Annotated in this window: 16 protein-coding genes; 1 reads left to right on the forward strand and 15 read right to left on the reverse strand. The window is 33.0% G+C overall.

What is annotated here, in order from left to right; genetic code table 11:
* Positions 1-10: 10 nt before the first annotated feature.
* The 10 genes from cobA to LQ609_RS08170 form a co-directional block, all read right to left on the reverse strand.
* Entirely contained in the window at positions 11-781 is a 771-nt protein-coding gene (gene cobA, locus LQ609_RS08125) for a uroporphyrinogen-III C-methyltransferase (RefSeq protein ID WP_078357900.1), read from the reverse strand.
* A gap of 19 nt (positions 782-800) precedes the next feature.
* Positions 801-2504, reverse strand: coding sequence for an NADPH-dependent assimilatory sulfite reductase hemoprotein subunit (locus tag LQ609_RS08130; RefSeq protein WP_404932025.1), 1704 nt, complete (start codon positions 2502-2504; stop codon positions 801-803).
* Positions 2505-2519: 15 nt separating this feature from the next.
* Positions 2520-4340, reverse strand: coding sequence for an assimilatory sulfite reductase (NADPH) flavoprotein subunit (locus LQ609_RS08135; RefSeq protein WP_208143510.1), 1821 nt, complete (start codon positions 4338-4340; stop codon positions 2520-2522).
* A gap of 109 nt (positions 4341-4449) precedes the next feature.
* Positions 4450-5181: a phosphoadenylyl-sulfate reductase gene (locus LQ609_RS08140; protein WP_078357903.1), complete on the reverse strand. Its 732-nt coding sequence runs from the start codon at positions 5179-5181 to the stop codon at positions 4450-4452.
* A gap of 225 nt (positions 5182-5406) precedes the next feature.
* Positions 5407-7029: a BCCT family transporter gene (locus tag LQ609_RS08145; protein ID WP_208143509.1), complete on the reverse strand. Its 1623-nt coding sequence runs from the start codon at positions 7027-7029 to the stop codon at positions 5407-5409.
* 362 nt (positions 7030-7391) lie between these two features.
* The gene (locus LQ609_RS08150; RefSeq protein ID WP_078357905.1) at positions 7392-8081 is read right to left on the reverse strand and encodes an LrgB family protein; all 690 of its coding nucleotides are present in this window, start codon (positions 8079-8081) and stop codon (positions 7392-7394) included.
* Positions 8078-8428, reverse strand: a complete 351-nt coding sequence (locus LQ609_RS08155; RefSeq protein WP_411815205.1) for a CidA/LrgA family protein — start codon at positions 8426-8428, stop codon at positions 8078-8080. The genes LQ609_RS08150 and LQ609_RS08155 overlap by 4 nt, the downstream gene beginning before the upstream one ends.
* Positions 8429-8768: 340 nt before the next feature.
* Complete coding sequence (gene cidR / locus LQ609_RS08160; protein WP_078357907.1) at positions 8769-9653, reverse strand: cidABC operon transcriptional activator CidR; 885 nt, start codon at positions 9651-9653, stop codon at positions 8769-8771.
* A 35-nt stretch (positions 9654-9688) separates the two neighbouring features.
* Complete coding sequence (locus tag LQ609_RS08165) at positions 9689-11023, reverse strand: sodium-dependent transporter (RefSeq protein WP_078357908.1); 1335 nt, start codon at positions 11021-11023, stop codon at positions 9689-9691.
* A 140-nt stretch (positions 11024-11163) separates the two neighbouring features.
* On the reverse strand, positions 11164-12237 hold the full coding sequence (locus LQ609_RS08170; RefSeq protein WP_208143508.1) for a YkvI family membrane protein: 1074 nt from the start codon (positions 12235-12237) through the stop codon (positions 11164-11166).
* A gap of 187 nt (positions 12238-12424) precedes the next feature.
* Here LQ609_RS08170 and LQ609_RS08175 point away from each other — a divergent pair, with 187 nt between their 5' ends.
* Positions 12425-12859 (forward strand): VOC family protein, encoded by a 435-nt coding sequence (locus LQ609_RS08175; RefSeq protein ID WP_239734569.1) that lies wholly within the window; start codon positions 12425-12427, stop codon positions 12857-12859.
* A gap of 96 nt (positions 12860-12955) precedes the next feature.
* Here the strand turns inward: LQ609_RS08175 and LQ609_RS08180 are convergent, their stop codons facing one another.
* From LQ609_RS08180 to LQ609_RS08200, 5 genes are all read right to left on the reverse strand, one after another.
* Positions 12956-13924 (reverse strand): sugar phosphate isomerase/epimerase family protein, encoded by a 969-nt coding sequence (locus LQ609_RS08180; RefSeq protein ID WP_107510043.1) that lies wholly within the window; start codon positions 13922-13924, stop codon positions 12956-12958.
* Positions 13925-13947: 23 nt separating this feature from the next.
* Entirely contained in the window at positions 13948-14991 is a 1044-nt protein-coding gene (locus tag LQ609_RS08185) for a Gfo/Idh/MocA family protein (protein ID WP_239734570.1), read from the reverse strand.
* A gap of 17 nt (positions 14992-15008) precedes the next feature.
* The gene (locus tag LQ609_RS08190; protein ID WP_078358579.1) at positions 15009-15725 is read right to left on the reverse strand and encodes a ThuA domain-containing protein; all 717 of its coding nucleotides are present in this window, start codon (positions 15723-15725) and stop codon (positions 15009-15011) included.
* Positions 15726-15742: 17 nt separating this feature from the next.
* The gene (locus tag LQ609_RS08195; RefSeq protein WP_078358578.1) at positions 15743-16819 is read right to left on the reverse strand and encodes a Gfo/Idh/MocA family protein; all 1077 of its coding nucleotides are present in this window, start codon (positions 16817-16819) and stop codon (positions 15743-15745) included.
* A 767-nt stretch (positions 16820-17586) separates the two neighbouring features.
* Positions 17587-19239 (reverse strand): Na/Pi cotransporter family protein, encoded by a 1653-nt coding sequence (locus tag LQ609_RS08200; RefSeq protein ID WP_115337035.1) that lies wholly within the window; start codon positions 19237-19239, stop codon positions 17587-17589.
* Between the last annotated feature and the right edge of the window lie 188 nt (positions 19240-19427).

Genomic DNA, 19427 nt, shown 5'->3' on the forward strand with positions numbered 1-19427 from the left:
CCCTCCAGTATTAATAAATGAGTTGTGGAACCTGTTGTTCGTTCGCTACTTCTTCAAACCAACTCATTTTTTCTCTTAGTTTGACGACTTCTCCAATGACAATCATTGCAGGATTTTTAACATGTTTTGATTTAGTGACAATATCATCCAAAGTACCAGTTACAGTTAATTGATGATTTGATGTGCCACAATGTATTAATGCAACAGGTGTATCAGAACTTCTACCATGTTTAACTAACAATCTTTTAATTTCTGGTAGCTTTTTGACGCCCATATAAATACAAAGTGTTTCTGGTCCTAAAGCTAAATGTTTCCAATATTCGTCTTCATCTATAGAATCCTTCATCACGCCTGTTATAAAAGCAACCGACGAGCTGTAATCTCTATGTGTAACAGGGATTCCGGCATAAGCTGGTGCTGCAACACCAGCTGTAATACCAGGAACTACTTCAAATTGAATATCATAATTTTTTAATGTTTCCGCTTCTTCACCGCCACGACCAAATATAAATGGATCTCCACCTTTTAATCGTGTTACGGTATGACCTTCTAAAGATAACTTCACAAGTAATTCATTGATTTCGTCTTGCGTTAATGAGTGATTTTTAGGGCTTTTTCCACAATAAATCATTTTTGTATCTTCAGTTGCATATTCAAGTAACGCTTTATTAACAAGTCGATCATATAGAATGACATTGGACTGTTTAATTGCTTTAATACCTTTAACTGTTATTAGATCTGGATCACCTGGTCCAGCACCAACTAAGAATACTTTGCCCATGCTTCCACCCCTTTTCTGTTTAACTATGAAAGTCTTGTCCTGAGTGCACTTCTTTTATAATGCCTTTACGGATAACAAAGTCTCCAAAGTGTTCACCATCATTTTTTTCTTTACCATATTGAATAATAATTGGTCTTAAACTTTCTAAAATTTCATCTTCACCTATATTTTCTTTATATAGTTTATTTAGACGGTCTCCAGAGAATCCACCACCAAGATACATGTTGTATTTACCTGGTGCTTTACCGATAAATGCAATTTCAGCTAGAGCTGGTCTTGCACAACCGTTAGGACAACCTGTCATACGAATTGTAATTTCTTCTTCATTTAAACCCGCTTCATCTAAAAGACCTTCAATTTTATTAATAAGTGTAGGTAAATAACGTTCTGATTCAGCCATTGCTAAACCACAAGTTGGAAAGGCTACACATGCCATTGAATTTCTTCTAAGCCCTGTATAATTTTCTCCATCTGTAATACCATATTTATCTATAATTTTTTGAATTTGAGCCTTTTTACTTTTGGCTACATTAGCAATAATTAAGTTTTGGTTCGGAGTTAAACGGAAATCTCCTGTATGGATTTCAGCAATTTCTCTTAAAGCTGTTTTTAACTTGTAGTCTTGTGTATCTTTCACACGGCCATTTTGAATAAATAATGTAAAATGCCATTTGCCACTACCTTCAGTCCACCCGTAACGATCTCCATTATGTTTAAAATCGAATGGTCTTGGTTCTTCAATTTCCCAACCTAATCTTGTATTTAATTCTTCACGAATCCAATCTACACCTAGTCGGTCAACTGTATATTTAAATCGTGCATTTGTTCTATCTTCTCTATTACCGTGGTCTCTTTGTATTGTTAATAGTTTCTCACAAACATCTATCGCTTCTTCTTTAGGGAAGTAACCAAGCAATCTACCTACTTGAGGGTATGTCTTCGTATTACCGTGTTTCATACCCATTCCACCGCCAACAGTGACATTAAATCCAACTAATTGGTCATCTTCAATTATTGAAATGAGTCCAATATCTTGTGAATAAACATCTATATCATTTGAAGGTGGAACAGCGATACCGATTTTAAATTTTCTAGGCAAATAAGTCTTACCATACATCGGTTCTACTTCTTCTTTAGTATCAACTATTTTCTCATCATCTAACCAAATTTCATGATACGCTCCGGTTTGTGGTGATAAATGATCACTAATATCTGTTGCAAGTTTATCCACTTCTTTATGTACACCTGATTGATATGGATTTGGGTTACACATAACATTTCTGTTTACGTCACCACATGCAGCTAAAGAATCCATAACTGCGTGATGAATACTTTGCATAGAGCTTTTTAAATTTCTTTTTAAAATTCCGTGAAATTGAAATGCTTGTCTCGTTGTTAATTTGATTGTGTCATTTGCATATTCTGTAGAAATATCATCCATTGCAAGCCATTGATCAGCTGTTGCTGTACCACCTGGAACTCTAACTCTAATCATGAAACTATAAGCAGGTTCTAGCTTTTGTTTACGACGCTCGTCACGGATATCTCTATCATCTTGCATATAACTTCCGTGGAATTTCAGCAATTTTGTATCGTCTTCTGCTATTGCTCCTGTTATTTCATCAGATAAACCTTCTTTAATTGTTCCTCTTAAATAATTACTTCTATTTTTAATGTGTTCCATTTCATCTAATTTTTCGGATAAATTAGTTTGAGTGCTCACAATAATGCCCCCCTCTTAATAAATATCTCTTTGATATCTTCTGTCTTTTTTCATTTGAGTTAAAAAGTCTTCTGCTTCTTCTTCGTTATAATGTCCTTCTTTTTGAATCACATTCAAAATGGATTGATGTACATCTTTGGCCATGCACTTTTCATCTCCACAAACATATAAAGCAGCGCCTTCTTGAATCCATTGATAAAATTCTTTACTATTTTCTTCAATTCGATGTTGTACATACACTTTCTCTTCAGAATCTCTAGAGAATGCCACGCTCAATTTATCAAGCACGCCATCTTTTAACCAACCTTGCCATTCTGTTTGATATAAAAAGTCTGTTGTAAAATGTTGTTCTCCAAAGAATAACCATGCTTTATTATTAAGTTCTAATTCTTCTTTTTCTTGAATATAAGATCTAAATGGTGCTACGCCTGTACCAGGACCAATCATGATAACAGGTGTTTCATTCGTTTTAGGAAACTTGAAGTTTGGATTCTTTTTCAAATAAATTGGTACAGTATCGCCAGGTTCTAATCGTTCAGCGAATTGTACTGAGCAAACACCGTTTCTATCTCGTTCATTTGCATGATATCGAACGGCACCAATTGTAAGATGTACTTCTTCTGGTGTAGCTTGATAACTACTAGCAATTGAATATTCTCTAGCAGGTAATTTTCGTAAAATCTGATGTAGTGCATCTGGTTGTAAGTCTTCTGGTGGAAAGTCATTAATTAAATCGATTAAATCGCGACCTTCAACATAACCGTATATCCAACGGTCTTTTTTTACTTTTTCAGATAACACGTCGTTCCCAAAAATATTAGCTGCTTTTGTAACAATTGGTTTTGTAAGTTTCGTGATTTCAAAATGATTTGTCAGTGCATCACGGAGCGTTAATGTATCACCCGCATCATTTATAGGAACACTCTCATCTGGATTCCAAACGAGTGTTTCAATTAAGTCTGATACTACTTCAGGGTCATTTTTAGGGAATATACCAATGCAATCTCCTGGTTCAAAGGAGTCGGTGAAACCTTCTAAAGATAGTTCGATATGTCTCACTTCCTTATTTGAACCTCTACCATTTAAATTGATGTTCTCAAGTATTTCAGCTTCATATGGATTAGATCTTGAATACGTTTGAGTAGCAGATATATCTTCAGGGTCAACTTTAACTGGTTCAGTTGATTCATGACCTGATACATGACCTATAGAATTTAAGATACCTTCCATCCATTTTTCTGCTGGTTCATCAAAGTCTAAGTCACAATCGACTCTTGAATGTAATCTCTCTGCACCAAGTTCTTCTAGTCTATTATCAAAATCTTTACCAGTTTGACAGAAGAATTCATAAGACTCATCTCCTAAAGCTAAGACAGAATACCTTAAGTCATTTAACTTAGGCGCCTTACGACTATGTATAAACTCATGGAAAGTGATCGCATTATCTGGTGGATCACCTTCACCATGAGTTGCAGTAATAATAAATAAATCTTCGACTTTCTTTAAATCTTTCGGTTTAAAATCTTCCATACATGCAAGATTAACTTTGAAATCTTTTTCTTTTAATTTACTTTCTAATGTTTCTGCTAATCCTTGAGCATTTCCTGTTTCAGAACCAAACAATATTGTGATTTCTCGTGTTTTTGGTTTTGGTTCATTACTAACTGGTGCTGCTGTTTCAACTATTGATGCACTTGGTTCATTACTTTGGGCAGCTGCCGCTGATAAGTAACCACTAAACCAAATCTTTTGCTCCTTAGTAAGTGTTGAAAGTACTTGATTTAGCTTTTCTGACTGTTCTTGATTAAATGGGCTATTTGTTACTGTTAATTCCAAAAATGTCACCTCATCCTGTCCAATTTTTATTTTCATTTTTACTATTCATATAGGAATAGTATGTTTTATACTTAAAAAAAGACTATAAAAAATCTTTTAATGAGATACTTTATTTAGGCTTACTATTTGCTGTATGCAAACCACATTCAGTTTTATTAAAATTATTCCATCTTCCTTCACGTGAATCCCCTGAAGACGAAACTTGTGATGTACAAGGTATACATCCGATACTTGGATAATTGAAATCATGCAATTCGTTATAAGTTAAATCATGGCGTTCCATATACGCCCAAACATCATCCCATGTCCAATAAATTAAAGGACAAACTTTAATAGATTTAAATCTTTCATCTTTATTAATAAAGTCAGTGTTTTGTCTACTAGGTGATTGTTCTCTTCTCAATCCTGAAACCCAAGCTGTCGCACCAGAAAGTACTTCTTCTAAAGGTTTAATTTTTCTTATATAACAACATTGATTTGGATCACTAGTCCACAAAGCTGGTTCATATTGATCAGCTTGCTGTTCTAATGTTAGATCTGGTTTTTTTAATTCGATATTCAACGAAGGATATCTTTCTTTAACCCGATCAATTAAGTCATATGTTTCTTGAAAATGTAAATCCGTATCTAAAAATACGATTTTCGCATCTTTTTTAACTTTTGAAATTAAATCTATCAAAATCATACCTTCTGCACCAAAACTACATGAATATACTATAGAATCTCCATAATGTTCATAGGCCCATTTTATGATTTGATAAGCACCTTTAGTTTCATCATCAATATTAATGTCTTTAAAAGGATCTGTGTCAAAACGTTCATAAGTCAACACTTCTGTCATGATATACAACGTCCTCCTTATGTTTATTTCTAAAGCTTTTCTATCTAAAAACCACCTAAAAAACGATAAAATATTTTAAGCAGATAGGATTACTATGAAATAATAAATTATGCTCATTAGCATACCCGATACAAAATATGATGTCAACATTTCTTTTTTAATTTTCAGTTAATTTTACAAATAAAAAAAGTTCGTAATTCATCTGAATTACGAATTTTTTTCAATCTATAAATTATCGTCTTCTTTTTTCTCACTTACTTGAACAATCCTTAATGAACGTCTTTCTACTGCTTTTAGTTTATCTGCACGTTCCTCTAATTTAATCCGATCACCATTTAATGTTCGTATAAATGAAATCATCATCATAACAAATATTATGGTTAAGGGAACACTGGCTAAAATTGAAGCTGTCTTCAATACATCCAATGCTCGTTCTCCACCTACCAACATTAGGGAGAATGGTAATAAACATAAAGCGAAAGCCCAGAATAAACGATTTGCTTTTAATGGTTCATCTATCACTTTCTTTTGAGTTGCTGCTGCTAATATATAAGAGCCTGAATCAAATGTAGTAGCTAAATATAAGAATGCTGATATTAAGAATAAAACAATCATCGCTTTTGGAAACGGTAATTGATGCATTACTTCTATAATAGTGGCTTCTGCACTATGCTGATTCAAGAATTGAATGACATCAAACTGGCCAGAAATTTGTAGAAATACTGCATAGTTCCCAAAAATACCGAAGAACAATACACAACCTAATGTTCCATATATAATTGTCCCTAAGACAACTTCTTTCAAAGTACGTCCTTTAGAAATCCTTGCAATAAACAGACCTATAAATGGTGCATATACTAACCACCATGACCAATAGAATATCGTCCAATCTTGTGGGAAGTTCGTCTCTTCTCTTTTCCCAATTCCACCAAACGGTTCTAACCAAGTAGCCATTTGGAAGAAGTTTTTAAGCATATTACCAAATCCTGAAACAGTCGTTTCCATTATAAATACTGTAGGACCAACAATAAGTACAATACCTAAAATTAAGAAAGTTAACCAAACATTAATATCACTTAATTTTTGTATGCCTTTTTTAAGGCCAGTATACGAACTAAATGCAAATATAACTGTGATGATCAGTAAGATTACACTTCTCATGACCATATTTTCACCATCTAGTCCGGTTAACCTTTCTATACCTGCTGAAATTAATGGTACACCAAGTGCTAAAGATGTAGCTGCACCACCGAGCAAACCAAAAATAAATAAAATATCGACAATTTTACCTGGTAATTTGTCTGTTTGTCCCTTTAATATTGGTCTACACGCCTGACTAATTTTATAAATTGGTTTTTTCTTAACAAATACTAAATAACCAATAGGCAATGCTGGTAACACATATATAGCCCAAGCAATTGGACCCCAGTGGAACATGCCATACATCGTTGCATATTGGAGTGCTTCGTCAGTCATACCACTTGCACCATATGGCGGTACTTGATAGTAATATGCCCATTCAATTACACCCCAGTAAAGTATATCTGAACCTATACCTGCGCAAAATAGCATAGAAATCCAACTAAAATTATTGAACTCAGGTTTGTCACTTGCTTTACCTAAAGTTACATTCCCATATTTACCAAACGCTATGTATAATACAAACGCAAAAACAATTAGACCAAGTGTTAAATACCAAGGACCTAATGTATTGGATATCATATCATTAATACTTGTTATCACTTCTTGACTAGCTTTCGGGAAAACCATCATTGGTATAACTGCGATAAGCAATACAGCTACAGTCCCGTAAAATGTCCACCAGTCCATTACTTTATGTTTCTTCACTTCTGAACACTCCTCGTTGTCGATTAATGTACATCGTCAATATAATCACTTTTAATGAACACGATGATTTAAATCACATTGAAGACACTATAGAACTTTTAATAAAAATGCAAATTACATACAAAGGTAATTACGATTATTTATGAATAAATATATATAACGAAGCATTTTTAGCGATAAGAAATATTGCTATAACAGTTGTGTTAAGTTATAATTTAACAAACTAAACAAATCTTTTTTACTTTCATTTAGTATATTTATACGTAATTTATGAATAAAAATTTATATAAAAATATTTTTCATTACGTCGTTTTGTTAATAAAAAAAGAAGTCATGGAAATTTCACACCATGACTTCACATTCTAAATATATGTCGTAATTAAGTACATGACCGGTAACATAATTGCACTTAAGACTGCAGTCAATATCATACCTATTGTACTAAATGCTCCAGCTTCAATATTAGCCTCTAATGCTTTTGCTGTTCCAAATGCATGTGAAGCATTTCCATAAGTTAAGCCTTTCGCTAAATCACTTTTAAATCTAGCTTTACTTATATAGAAATTACCTAATATACTGCCAATCAATCCAGTCGCAATGATAAACATGACAGTTAGTGTATCCGTTCCACCCATTTGATGAGAAACCTCTATCCCAACAGCTGCTGTCATAGATCTAGGCAATATCGTAACAATAGTCGAACTAGGATAACCCATTACATAAAGCACACTATAAATAACAATAAAATTAACCATAATACCTGTTAATACACTCGTTATAATAATCTTAAAGTTTGCGACAATTAATTTTCTATATTTATATAAAGGATACGCTAAACTCACAACAGAACAATCTAAAAATTGATGTATCCAAGAGCCACCCACCATATAGTCCTTATAGTTGAATCCTAGAATAAGTAATACACTCACAATCATGATAGAAGAAATGAGCGCTGGGTTAAGAAGAGGATGTTTATACTTCAGTTGTAATTTCTTAGCGATTATAAAACATGCTAGTGTTAAAAATATCATCGTAATTGTTTTTATAATCATGCTGTTTTCTCCTTATCTTTTTTATTTAACTTTAAAATTTTTTCACAAACATAACCTGATGACAATGCAACTAAACTCGTACTTACAATCAATAAAACGACCATAATAATGTAACTCAGTCCAATTTGATCAGCGATATCCATTACACCTACAATTGAAGGTACAAAAAATAGAATCATAACATTGATTAATTTATTAGCTCCAACCTCAATCCAATGCTCAGGTAAAATACCCGTTAATAGTAAGAAAAACAGAAACCCAAGACCAACAATGCTACCTGCAATCGGTATATGCAGTATCTCTTGTAGCCATTTCCCAACTTGCGTAATTATATATATCAAAGACACTTGAAATAATATCTTTATAAATAGTTTCACCATATAAACACAACCCTTTTAATAAATCGTTATAGACATCATTATATGACCATACGAACTATTAATAAAATACATATTATCGATTACACACATTCCGATTTGGAATAGTTAGTCTAAAACAGAGCCTATTATTGTGATGAACAAACTGATTTGATATAAAAACCCCCGAAGTTAGGCAAAAGTCTAACTTCGGGGGTTCTCTTAAATTTTGATTGTCATTCTTATGTTGATCTTACTGGCAGAATTCCGAATTGTGCTCCTTAGCGACAGCACTGCTTACGGACATTTCTCGGAATTTTGTCCCTTATGCTTATTTCCTATCTAGGGAGTCTTTTAAAAATACTATCCATTCTTTTGTAACTTGATTGACGTAAGCGCCTTTTTTCCAGATGAGGCCTAAGTGCCAATATATTTTCTCACCTTTCAGCTCAATCATTCTGACATCTTCACTCATTTGTTCTGCTATACTTCGAGGTACTATTGATAGCCCGAGTCCTCTTTCTATCATATTGCTTATAAATGTTAGCTGGGATATTTTGGCTACGGTTTTTGGATAAAATCCTTCTTTACGACAATTTTCTATAATCATATCTCTTAAGTAATAATCGTCATGAAATAATACAAATTCTTCTTCTCTCAGTTCACTAATTGAAACTTGTGATCTCTGTGCGAGTTTATGTAATTTGTTTACGACTAAAAATAGTTCTTCTTTATACAAAGCGACGCTATTATATTTTGAGGAGTCTACTGGCAATGTCGTCACCCCAATGTCTACTTCATCTTTATTTATATAGTGTTCTACGGCTTTACCGCCACCTTCAGTAACTTCATATGTGACGTTTGAGTATTTTTTATGAAAATTTTCAAGACTATCTGTTATGAGGTCAACTTTTATCATGGGTGATAATCCTAATCTTATATGCCCTCTTTGAACGTCAAAAATATCATTAAGTTCTAATGTTAAGTGATCAAATAGTGTTAAAAATTCTACGGCTTTTTCATAAAAAACTTCTCCCGTATCCGTCAGTTTAATATGTTTTTGTGAACGGTCAAAAAGTGTGACTTCAAATTCATTTTCAAGATTTTTAACTGCTTTACTTATTGTTGATTGTGCTACAAATAAATGTTCTGCAGCTTGTGTCATACCACCATTTCTGACAATCTCCACAAAATATTTTAACTGTTTAAATTCCATTTCTAGCACCTCTTTTCATGGATGTCATTACAAAATTAAAGCGAGAATATAAATACTATAATGATAATGATAGGTATAATATATCTCATTAAGAATTTCCATAATTTGAACCATTTTAGAGATAATTGATTACCAATTTGAAATTCTTTTTTCACAATTGCTTGGTCCATCCTAAATGAGATGAATACTGCAATAAGCAAACATCCAATTGGAAGTAATATATTACTCACTAAATAATCTGTTGCATCGAATATAGATCTTCCAAATATAGAAACATCTGCTAATACACCATATGATAACGAAGAAGGTATACAAGCAATAAATGTAAGTAAGCCAAGTATCCATACGATTTTTGTTCTAGATCTTTTGCCTTCTTTTTCTAAAGCAGAAATAATAATTTCAAACTGACTGAACGATGAAGTCAAAGTAGCAAATAAGAACAATAGTAAAAATAAAGTTAAAAATATTGATCCAAATGCCATTTGGCTAAATACATTAGGCAATACTATAAATAATAAACCTGGACCTTCTGCTGGCTCTAAAGAAAATGCATACACAACAGGGAAAATAGCCATACCTGCTAATATTGAAACTATAATATTCATCGCTGATACTGACGCAGCTGATGTTGGTAGACTCTCCTTTTTACTTAAATAAGAACTATATGTAACCATGCATGAAAATCCTACTGCTAATGAGAAGAATGATTGGCCGAGCGCATATAAGACACCTTCTGCTGAAAAATCTTCAAAATTAAAACTAAAGAAGAAAGATAGCCCTTCAGAAGCACCTTCTAAAGTAACCGCTCTTATAACAAGAATAATGAAAAAGATAAATAATAATGGCATTAAAATATTATTTGCTCGTTCAATACCTTTTTTAATTCCAAAGTTCAATACGATAACATTCATTAAAATAAATACAAATACACCAATCAATACAGTGAAAGGTTGTCCGATAATTTGTTCGAAGACTTTACCATAGTTTGCATCATCTGAAATAAGATTACCCGTTAAACCTAGTGCCGTATAAATCGTTATCCAACCACCTACAACACTGTAGAACGATAATAATAAGAAACATCCGATTACGCCAAGTCTACCAGTTATTCTCCAAGGTGATTTTGGCGCTAAAGAATCATAAGCCGCAACCGCCTCTTTACTCGTAGAACGCCCGATTATAAACTCTGATATTAACATTGGTAATCCAATAAATAGTGTAAATATAATAAATAATAATAAGAAGGCTCCACCACCGAATTGACCAGCAACATATGGAAATTTCCATATAGCCCCTATTCCGATTGCAGCACCAGCAGATGCCATAATAAAACCTAGTTTAGATGACCATTGATCTCTTTGATTATCCATGTTATCCCTCCATTCATGTCTATTAACTCTTTATTGAAGTATATCGTATAATTGTAGACTACACAGTAATAATTTAATGATTTTAACAATTAAGGCTGAGACAATTAATTTGTCCCAGCCTCAACTCTTGAAAAATATATTTAAAGTTCCTTTTTACCAAATTTCATTTTAAATGGTGCATAAATTAGTACTAAGATTAATACTAACCCTAAATAACCAATTAACGGATAGAATATTGCAACTAAGTCTGTAAATCCTACGAAGCTTAATCCTAAACCGACTATGACTGATACTATGTAAAATATTTTAAATGAATTTGTACCTACAAAAGTAAATCTAGAAGCAAATGCATAAAACATTCCCAATCCAGTATTAAATATCATACCAAATATCACAATCGCCATAAACACACCTAAGATAGGAGAAATTTCATTTACAATACCTAACATTGGCATATCTAAATCTCCTACTGTATCTAGTTTAGAGAAAATAGCTAAATGACTTAATATAATCATGACACCTAATGCAAGTCCACCTAATAATCCACCCATACCTGCGATTTTAGAATCTTTTTCAGCGCCACCCATAACAATAGCCATTGATGCACCTACTGCAGTATTAAATGATGCATAATTAATACCAGCTATAAACCAGTTTGGTAATGTAGAAGAGTATGAGTCAGATATTTTATTTAACTCAGCAAACGATGTATCTACTGTGAAGAAACTATAAACTGATATAATTACAATAAAGACAATAAGAAATGGTGTTATGTTTCCGATAACTTTAACGACACCTTCTACTTTCAACATACCTGCTAAAAGAATTAAAACCGTCATAATTAATGTACCGATAATAGGTGCTAAACCAAATTGTTGGCTTAAATTCGAACCTGCACCTGCTAACATTACGACACCTACACCAAACAGTGTAAAGATAATTACTAAATCAATAGTCCAACCGACTATACTTCCAAAAGCTGATTTACCAGTTACTTTATGTATAACTTCTTTATGTGAATCTGTCTTCATTTTACTTCCGAGCCAAACTAGCATCATACCTACATATGCAAACAGTGCTGTTGTTATGATACCTCCAAATATCCCCATAACCCCAAAACTCGTAAAATACTGTAGAACTTCTTGGCCAGATGCGAATCCAGCACCTACTATGACACCTATAAAAGCACTAGCTATCAAAAAAATTCTTTTCATAAATCTCACTCCCCTTAAATATACTATATCAAAGTTTAGTTCCGATTTTTCAATATTCAACCTATTTTTAGAGAAGAAAGACAATTATTTGAAATCGTTTTCATTTTATGATTTAATTTATTAGTTTAAATAACAATTTCATTATATAATAACAAATAACTCATAATCTAAATTGGAGATGTATAACATGAAATTAGAGAAAATGGACCATGTAGGAATTGTCATTGAAGATTTGGAAGAAGTTAAACATTTTTTCAATACTTTAGGTTTAGAATTAATTGGCGAACAAAATGTCAATGGCGAGTGGATTAATAACATATACGGAGTCGATGCAGTAGAAGCAACAATTGCTATGATGAAAGTCCACAACGGAGAAACCGCAATAGAGCTTATAAAATTCCATAACCAAGTAGAGACATCTAATGAAACTAAATACTTCCCCAAAAATATCGGTGCCAGTCATTTCGCATTTGCAATTCAAAATATTGAGCAAGTTGTCGAGAACTTGAAATCAACATCATCAAATATAATTGGAGAAATCATTCAATACGAAGACCTATATAAACTATGTTATATAAAAGGACCCGAAGGCATTTTTGTAGAATTAGCAGAAAAACTTTAATAACATATCACTTACAACTTCATAATACACCACCAAATATCCAACTAAAAAAACATGACTTCTGCCCATTTTTATAAGCTGAAGTCATGTTTTTCATTATGCCCACCAAATATTATCTAGTGATTCGTTGATATTCACTGTCTGTAAGTTATGTGCTGCTTTTTGGAAGCCTTCTTCTACTGACATTATAGGATCTTCATGTTCTATACTTACGACATAATCATATCCATTTATTCTTAGTGCACTTATAATATCTCCCCATACTTGTGGGCTATGTCCATAACCGACTGTTCTAAATGTCCATGCTCTTGATTGGACTGAACTATATGGTTGCATGTCTGTTAATCCATACATATTGACATTTTCTTGATCAATATAAGTATCTTTTGCATGGAAATGATGTATTGCACCGGCTTTACCTAGTATTTTAATTGCTGCTATTGGATCTATACCTTGCCACCATAAATGACTCGGATCTAAGTTAGCACCTATTGCATCATTTGTTGCTTCTCTTAATTTCAACAATGTATATGGTGTATGTACTGAGAAACCTGCATGTAACTCGATACCAATTTTGACATTGTGATCTTTAGCAAATTTAGCCGCTTCTTTCCAATACGGGATTAGTTTTTTCTCCCATTGCCATTCTAGTATTTCAGAATAAGCTGTTGGCCAAGGTGTCACTGGCCAGTTTGGATGTTTCGAATCTTCGTCAGATCCAGGTACGCCTGAAAATGTATTAACAACTGGTACGCCTAGGATTGAAGCTAATTCGACTGTTTTAATAAATGTTTCATGTGCTTGTTTAGCATGCTCTTTATCTGGAGAAACTGGATTGTCATGACAACTAAAAGCACTAATTTCCAATCCTCTTTGTGTAATTGCATTCATAAACTCTGTTCTTTTATCTTCATTTTCTAGCAATTCATCTAAATTACAAAAATGATTACCAGGATTTCCTCCAGTACCAATTTCAACCATCTTTAATCCAGAATTTGCTACATGATCTAACATTTCTTCAAACGTTTTATCTTGAAAAAGCACTGTAAATACACCGATTTTCATATGTAACACCCCTTATAAATTTATTAAGACTCTATTCTTACACTTCTTCCCTCTTCACTACTTTGATAAATAGCGTCTATTAATGAACTTACACGTCTTGCTTCTTCAGGCTTCACAACTAAATCTTCTAAACCTAAACAGCTGTTTACAAAGTTTAAAGATTGTCGTTGTGCTGCATTATCTTCATTATGTTCAGCGTATGCTTGTTCATTAAAAAATGTTCCAAATCGAGGTTGATATATTTCAAACGGATATACATTTAGACCGCCATCAACACCAGACATGCTTAAATGAATTTTATCTTCTTTAATATTTGCTGACCATGAACATTCAAATTGCATTGTTGACCCATCTTCAAAAGTGATAAAACTAGACACATGATCGTCTACTTCAAATGTTTCGTAATCAAATGTTCCCCAGTCATTTATTTGGTTTGGTGTTTTGCTTAATCGATTATAAGTCTTACCCAACACTTCCACCGGTTGAGCATCTTTTTGTAACCACATAGCAAGATCTAATAAGTGGCATCCATAATCTATAAGACTGCCTCCACCTTGAAGTTCTTTATTAGTAAAGACACCCCAACCTGGTACTTTACGTCTGCGTAATGCCTGTACTCTTGTTACGAGCGCATCTCCAACTACACCTTCTTCAATTGCACGATGAGCTGTTATTGACGCATCTGTAAAACGATAATGATAACCAATTGCTAGCAATTTGCCAGAACGATTTGCCGCTTCAATCATCGCATCACATTCTTTACGATTCATTGCCATTGGTTTTTCACAAAATACATGCACACCTGCATTTAAAGCAGCAATACTGATTTCAGCATGGAATTTATTCGGCGTACATATAACGACAGCATCTACTTGTTTAAACATTTCATTATATTCCTCAAAAACATTCGTAATATTAAATTCTGAAGCTACTTTTTCAGACAATTCATAGTTAATATCTTGTACGCCTACTATTTCTACTAAGTGGTCTAATTTTTTAAAAGCTGGTATATGTCTATTTTGTGCAATTCCACCAACACCGATGACACCTAATTTTAGTTTATTCATATTAGAAGTCTCCTATTTTATTTTTTACTAATTTTCTCAAGAGGTTGTGCATTACCATATTGATGCTTAGGTGTATTTCTATTACACGCCCACTCAACTGCATTTTTAATAACTTGTTGAATTTCTTTATTATAATAAGTAGGATAGCTTTCATGACCTGGTCTAAAGTAGAAAATCTTACCATTACCACGCTTAAATGTTGCACCACTTCTAAAGACTTCTCCACCTTCAAACCAGCTTATAAATACTGTTTCATCTGGTGCAGGTATATCAAAATGTTCACCATACATCTCTTCTTTTTCTAACTCTATATATGAGTTGAGACCTTCAGTAATAGGATGTGTCGGATCTACTACCCAAAGTCTTTCCTTATCGTCAGCCTCACGCCATTTTAAATCACACGTTGTTCCCATTAAGCTTTTGAAGATTTTTGAAAAATGACCTGAATGTAATACGATTAGACCCATGCCATCTAACACACGTTGTTTCACTTTAGTTACAATTTCATCTTTCACTTCATCATGTGCTTTATGTCCCCACCATATTAATACATCTGTATTAGCTAACACATCATCAGTTAAACCATGTTCAGGCTCATCCAATGTTGCTGTCTTAACTTCATGATCCTCACCTAAAAATTCTGCTATAACATTGTGAATACCATCCGGGTAAACAGCTTTAATTGTTTCACTTTCTACTTCATGTCTATATTCATTCCATACAGTTATATTCATTTTAATATCCCCTTTTATTAATCGAAGTATACAGCTTTACTTGTTTTTGCTGATTGATAAAGTGCTTCTAATATTTGCGTGATTACCATAGCTTCCTCTGGTTTAACAACTGGTTCAGTGTCATTTATGATACTATCAATCCAGCTACGCGCCTCTACTTCTGCCTCATCAACAGTTTCACCTTCATAAAAATCTACACCTTTATTTTCTAACTCTACATTTGTAGTGTATAAAGAACCGAACTCTTCACCATGAATTCTCAAACCGTCTTTCATATCAGCGCCCCCTTCAGTACCTGAAAGTGCACATTTTGCTTCATCCACTTCTAATGAATTCAGCGCCCAACTTGATTCAAGAATAATTGTAGAACCATTTTTCATTTTAATAAAACCGAATGCGGAATCTTCAACTGTGAATTTCTTAGGATCCCATGGTCCCCATGCATTTGCAGCATTTTCCTTTTTGCCAAGCTTATGGAAAGTTGAGCCCATTACAGATTCAGGTTCATAATTATCCATCATCCATAATGTTAAATCTAAAGCATGTGTTCCAATATCAATTAAAGGTCCACCGCCTTGCTTTTCTTCATCTAAAAAGACACCCCAAGTAGGTACAGCTCTTCTACGTATAGCTTGAGCTTTACCGTAATAAATATCACCTAAGTCTCCACGTTGCGTAGCTTTACGTAAATATTGACTGTCAGGTCTGAAACGATTTTGATAACCAATCGTTAATTTTTTACCATTACGTTTAGCAGCTTCAATCATCTCTTTCGCTTCTTCTGTTGTCTTAGCCATAGGTTTTTCACACATCACATGTTTACCAGCATCGAGTGAAGCAACCGTTAATGCTTTATGAGAACTGTTAGGTGTACATACGTGAATAACATCTATATCATCATTTTCCAACAATAATTTATAATTTTCGTACACTTTTGCATCATTTGTACCATATTGTTCTGCAGCAACTTGAGCTTTTTCAATTTCAATATCACAAAAAGCAACAATATTTACTTCACTTATCTTCTGCAAACTAGGTAAATGCTTTCCATTTGCAATACCACCGCAACCAATGATTCCAACATTTAAACTCATACGTACAGCCCCTTTTATGTAGTTATAATAATTTATAGTAATCGCTTACATTATCGTTTATATAACTATGTTAAAATAAAAAAGTTCAAAGACCAATGAATAACCCTCGTAAAGACATTTATATCTTACATCTGAATTTATTTTCAAAGACTGAAAATATTTTTAAATAACACTCCTCATAAATGAAGTTTACTGGGATTCCCATTTAGGAAAATCTAACTAAATACAAGTCTGGTACGACGGAAATTAAGGATTTTTTGAAAAAATGATATGAGTTGTTGATTAAATCGAGAGTTAATCTAAGACATCTCTAAAATTAACACCGTACAATGAATACAGGCTGAGACAATGTCCCTTTAATTTATCAAGACAGGTGCGACATGATAAATAGAAAGGCTGAATTTATCAAGACAGGTGCGACATGATAAATAGAAGGGCTGAATTTATCAAGACAAGTCCAACATGATAAATAGAAGAGCTGAATTTATCAAGACGAGGCAAACATGATAAATAGAGCGACTGAACATTGCTAGACTGGCCCAACAAGCTACATAGAGCGTTTGAACATTGCTAGACTGGCCCAACAAGCAACATAGAGCGACTGAACATTGCAAGACGAGGCCAACAAGCAACATAGAGAGGCTGAATTTATCAAGTCGTACCCAACATGATAAATAGAGAAAAAAAGCACCGTGCCACAAAGTTGGCACGGTGCTTTCAGACTGTGGACAATTAATTTGTCTCGGCTTCTAAGTTTGTATTAAATTTTATAATCTAACTTCTGATGTTTGGGTATATGTGTCTTCGCCTAAGTTAATCATAGACTCTGAAATATTTCTTGAGTGGTAACCAATTCTTTCAAGAATAGAAATCATATCTATATAAACGAGGCTGCCTTCTGGAGAACATTCTCCGGAACTTAATCGTTTTATGTGCTTTTTACGTAAATCGTGTTCTAATAAATATGAATCTTCACTTCTTTTAACGACTTCATCTTTTTTAATATAATCATAAACATCAAATACTTCGAATGTTTTTTCATATGATACTTTAACGTGATTATATAATTTATCAATACTTTGGTCTGCTTTATCTGATATATGAATATCTGATGATTGTTTTTTCTGAAGTTCATCTAAGTATGATTCTGTTAACGTTGATACTTTTAATATTGTTCTATTCACATCATATAAGACTGACAATCTTTCAGCATCTTTCGCAGATAATTTTTTCTCAGATAATTTATTTAAATACTGTCTAACATTATCGTACATGTTATCAACAGCTACATGTTTTTGTTTATGTTTTTTTAATGCTTTTTCATTTAAATTTCCAACATTATCTAGCATTGAAACTGTCATTTTACCAATGTTTTGAATTTCATTTTGTGCTTCTTGTAATGCAATACTTGGTGCTCTATTTATTAAATTATTATCTAAATATTTTGGTTTATATTTTTCATTTACATCTTCACCTGGAATAATTTTCGTAACAATCCAAGCTAATGCGAAAATAAATGGTAATTGAATTAACGTGTTCGTTATATTGAATGTACCATGTGCAAATGCGATAACCATTTTAGGGTTTAAGTTCAATGCATGATTGACCCACTGCATTGCTGCTTCGTAAAATGGTAATATTAATAAGAATATTGCTGCTCCGATGACATTAAACATAACATGTACGACTGCAACTCGTTTTGCAGCTATAGAACCAGCTAAACTTGCTAATATCGCTGTTATAGTTGTTCCAATATTATCTCCTAATAAAATCGGTAATGCACCATGTAATGATACTAAATCATTTGCATAGAATCCTTGTAAAATACCTATTGTTGCACTTGAACTTTGTATAATTAATGTTACAAACGTACCCGCTAATACGCCTAAAAATGGATTTGAAGACATATCCAACATAATTTGTTTAAATCCTTCTAGATCAGCTAATGGTTTCACTGCCCCACTCATTAATTCTAAACCATAGAATAATGAACCAAATCCAAAGAATACCATACCTATATTTTTAACTTTACGCTTTTGAACAAAGAATATTAAGAATGCACCTAATGCCAATATTGGTAAAGCATAATCACCAATATTAATACCGATTATAAAAGCTGTAACTGTTGTTCCGATGTTAGCACCCATAACAACACCAATAGCTTGTCTCATCGTCATAAATCCTGCACTAACTAGGCCGATAGTAATAACCGTTGTTCCCGAACTACTTTGTATTAGTATCGTAACAATCATACCTGCAAGCACACCCATTATTGGATTGCTCGTAAATCTATTTAATATACTTCTTAATCTATCTCCCGCTGCTGCTTGTAAGCCATCACCCATTTGCTTAATACCATATAGAAAAATACCTAAACCACCAATAAATGTAAAGATAATTTCTAAAGCCGACAGTTCCATAAGACACCTCTTTAAAGTTTTTGTAACCATTGTGAATATTAACCTATAATTGTAAATCTAGTGTAAAGATTTAATTAACTTTCCTTTAAGTTAACAAAAAATCGCTTACATTTGCAATATTTTTATGAAATATAAATAATTAGATACTCGTGTTTTCATATAGTTTCATTTATTCGTATTTATGATTA

Origin of the sequence: Mammaliicoccus sp. G-M28 (assembly GCF_022386595.1) — a bacterium.
GTDB lineage: Bacteria > Bacillota > Bacilli > Staphylococcales > Staphylococcaceae > Mammaliicoccus > Mammaliicoccus fleurettii.

Coding starts and splice junctions, on each gene's coding strand:
- LQ609_RS08200 (WP_115337035.1), bottom strand. CDS start 19,239: ATGGAACTGTCGGCTTTAGAAATTATCTTTACATTTATTGGTGGTTTA.
- LQ609_RS08175 (WP_239734569.1), top strand. CDS start 12,425: ATGAAATTAGAGAAAATGGACCATGTAGGAATTGTCATTGAAGATTTG.
- LQ609_RS08150 (WP_078357905.1), bottom strand. CDS start 8,081: ATGATTATAAAAACAATTACGATGATATTTTTAACACTAGCATGTTTT.
- LQ609_RS08190 (WP_078358579.1), bottom strand. CDS start 15,725: ATGAATATAACTGTATGGAATGAATATAGACATGAAGTAGAAAGTGAA.
- LQ609_RS08195 (WP_078358578.1), bottom strand. CDS start 16,819: ATGAGTTTAAATGTTGGAATCATTGGTTGCGGTGGTATTGCAAATGGA.
- cidR (WP_078357907.1), bottom strand. CDS start 9,653: ATGGAATTTAAACAGTTAAAATATTTTGTGGAGATTGTCAGAAATGGT.
- cobA (WP_078357900.1), bottom strand. CDS start 781: ATGGGCAAAGTATTCTTAGTTGGTGCTGGACCAGGTGATCCAGATCTA.
- LQ609_RS08185 (WP_239734570.1), bottom strand. CDS start 14,991: ATGAATAAACTAAAATTAGGTGTCATCGGTGTTGGTGGAATTGCACAA.
- LQ609_RS08140 (WP_078357903.1), bottom strand. CDS start 5,181: ATGACAGAAGTGTTGACTTATGAACGTTTTGACACAGATCCTTTTAAA.
- LQ609_RS08165 (WP_078357908.1), bottom strand. CDS start 11,023: ATGGATAATCAAAGAGATCAATGGTCATCTAAACTAGGTTTTATTATG.
- LQ609_RS08170 (WP_208143508.1), bottom strand. CDS start 12,237: ATGAAAAGAATTTTTTTGATAGCTAGTGCTTTTATAGGTGTCATAGTA.
- LQ609_RS08180 (WP_107510043.1), bottom strand. CDS start 13,924: ATGAAAATCGGTGTATTTACAGTGCTTTTTCAAGATAAAACGTTTGAA.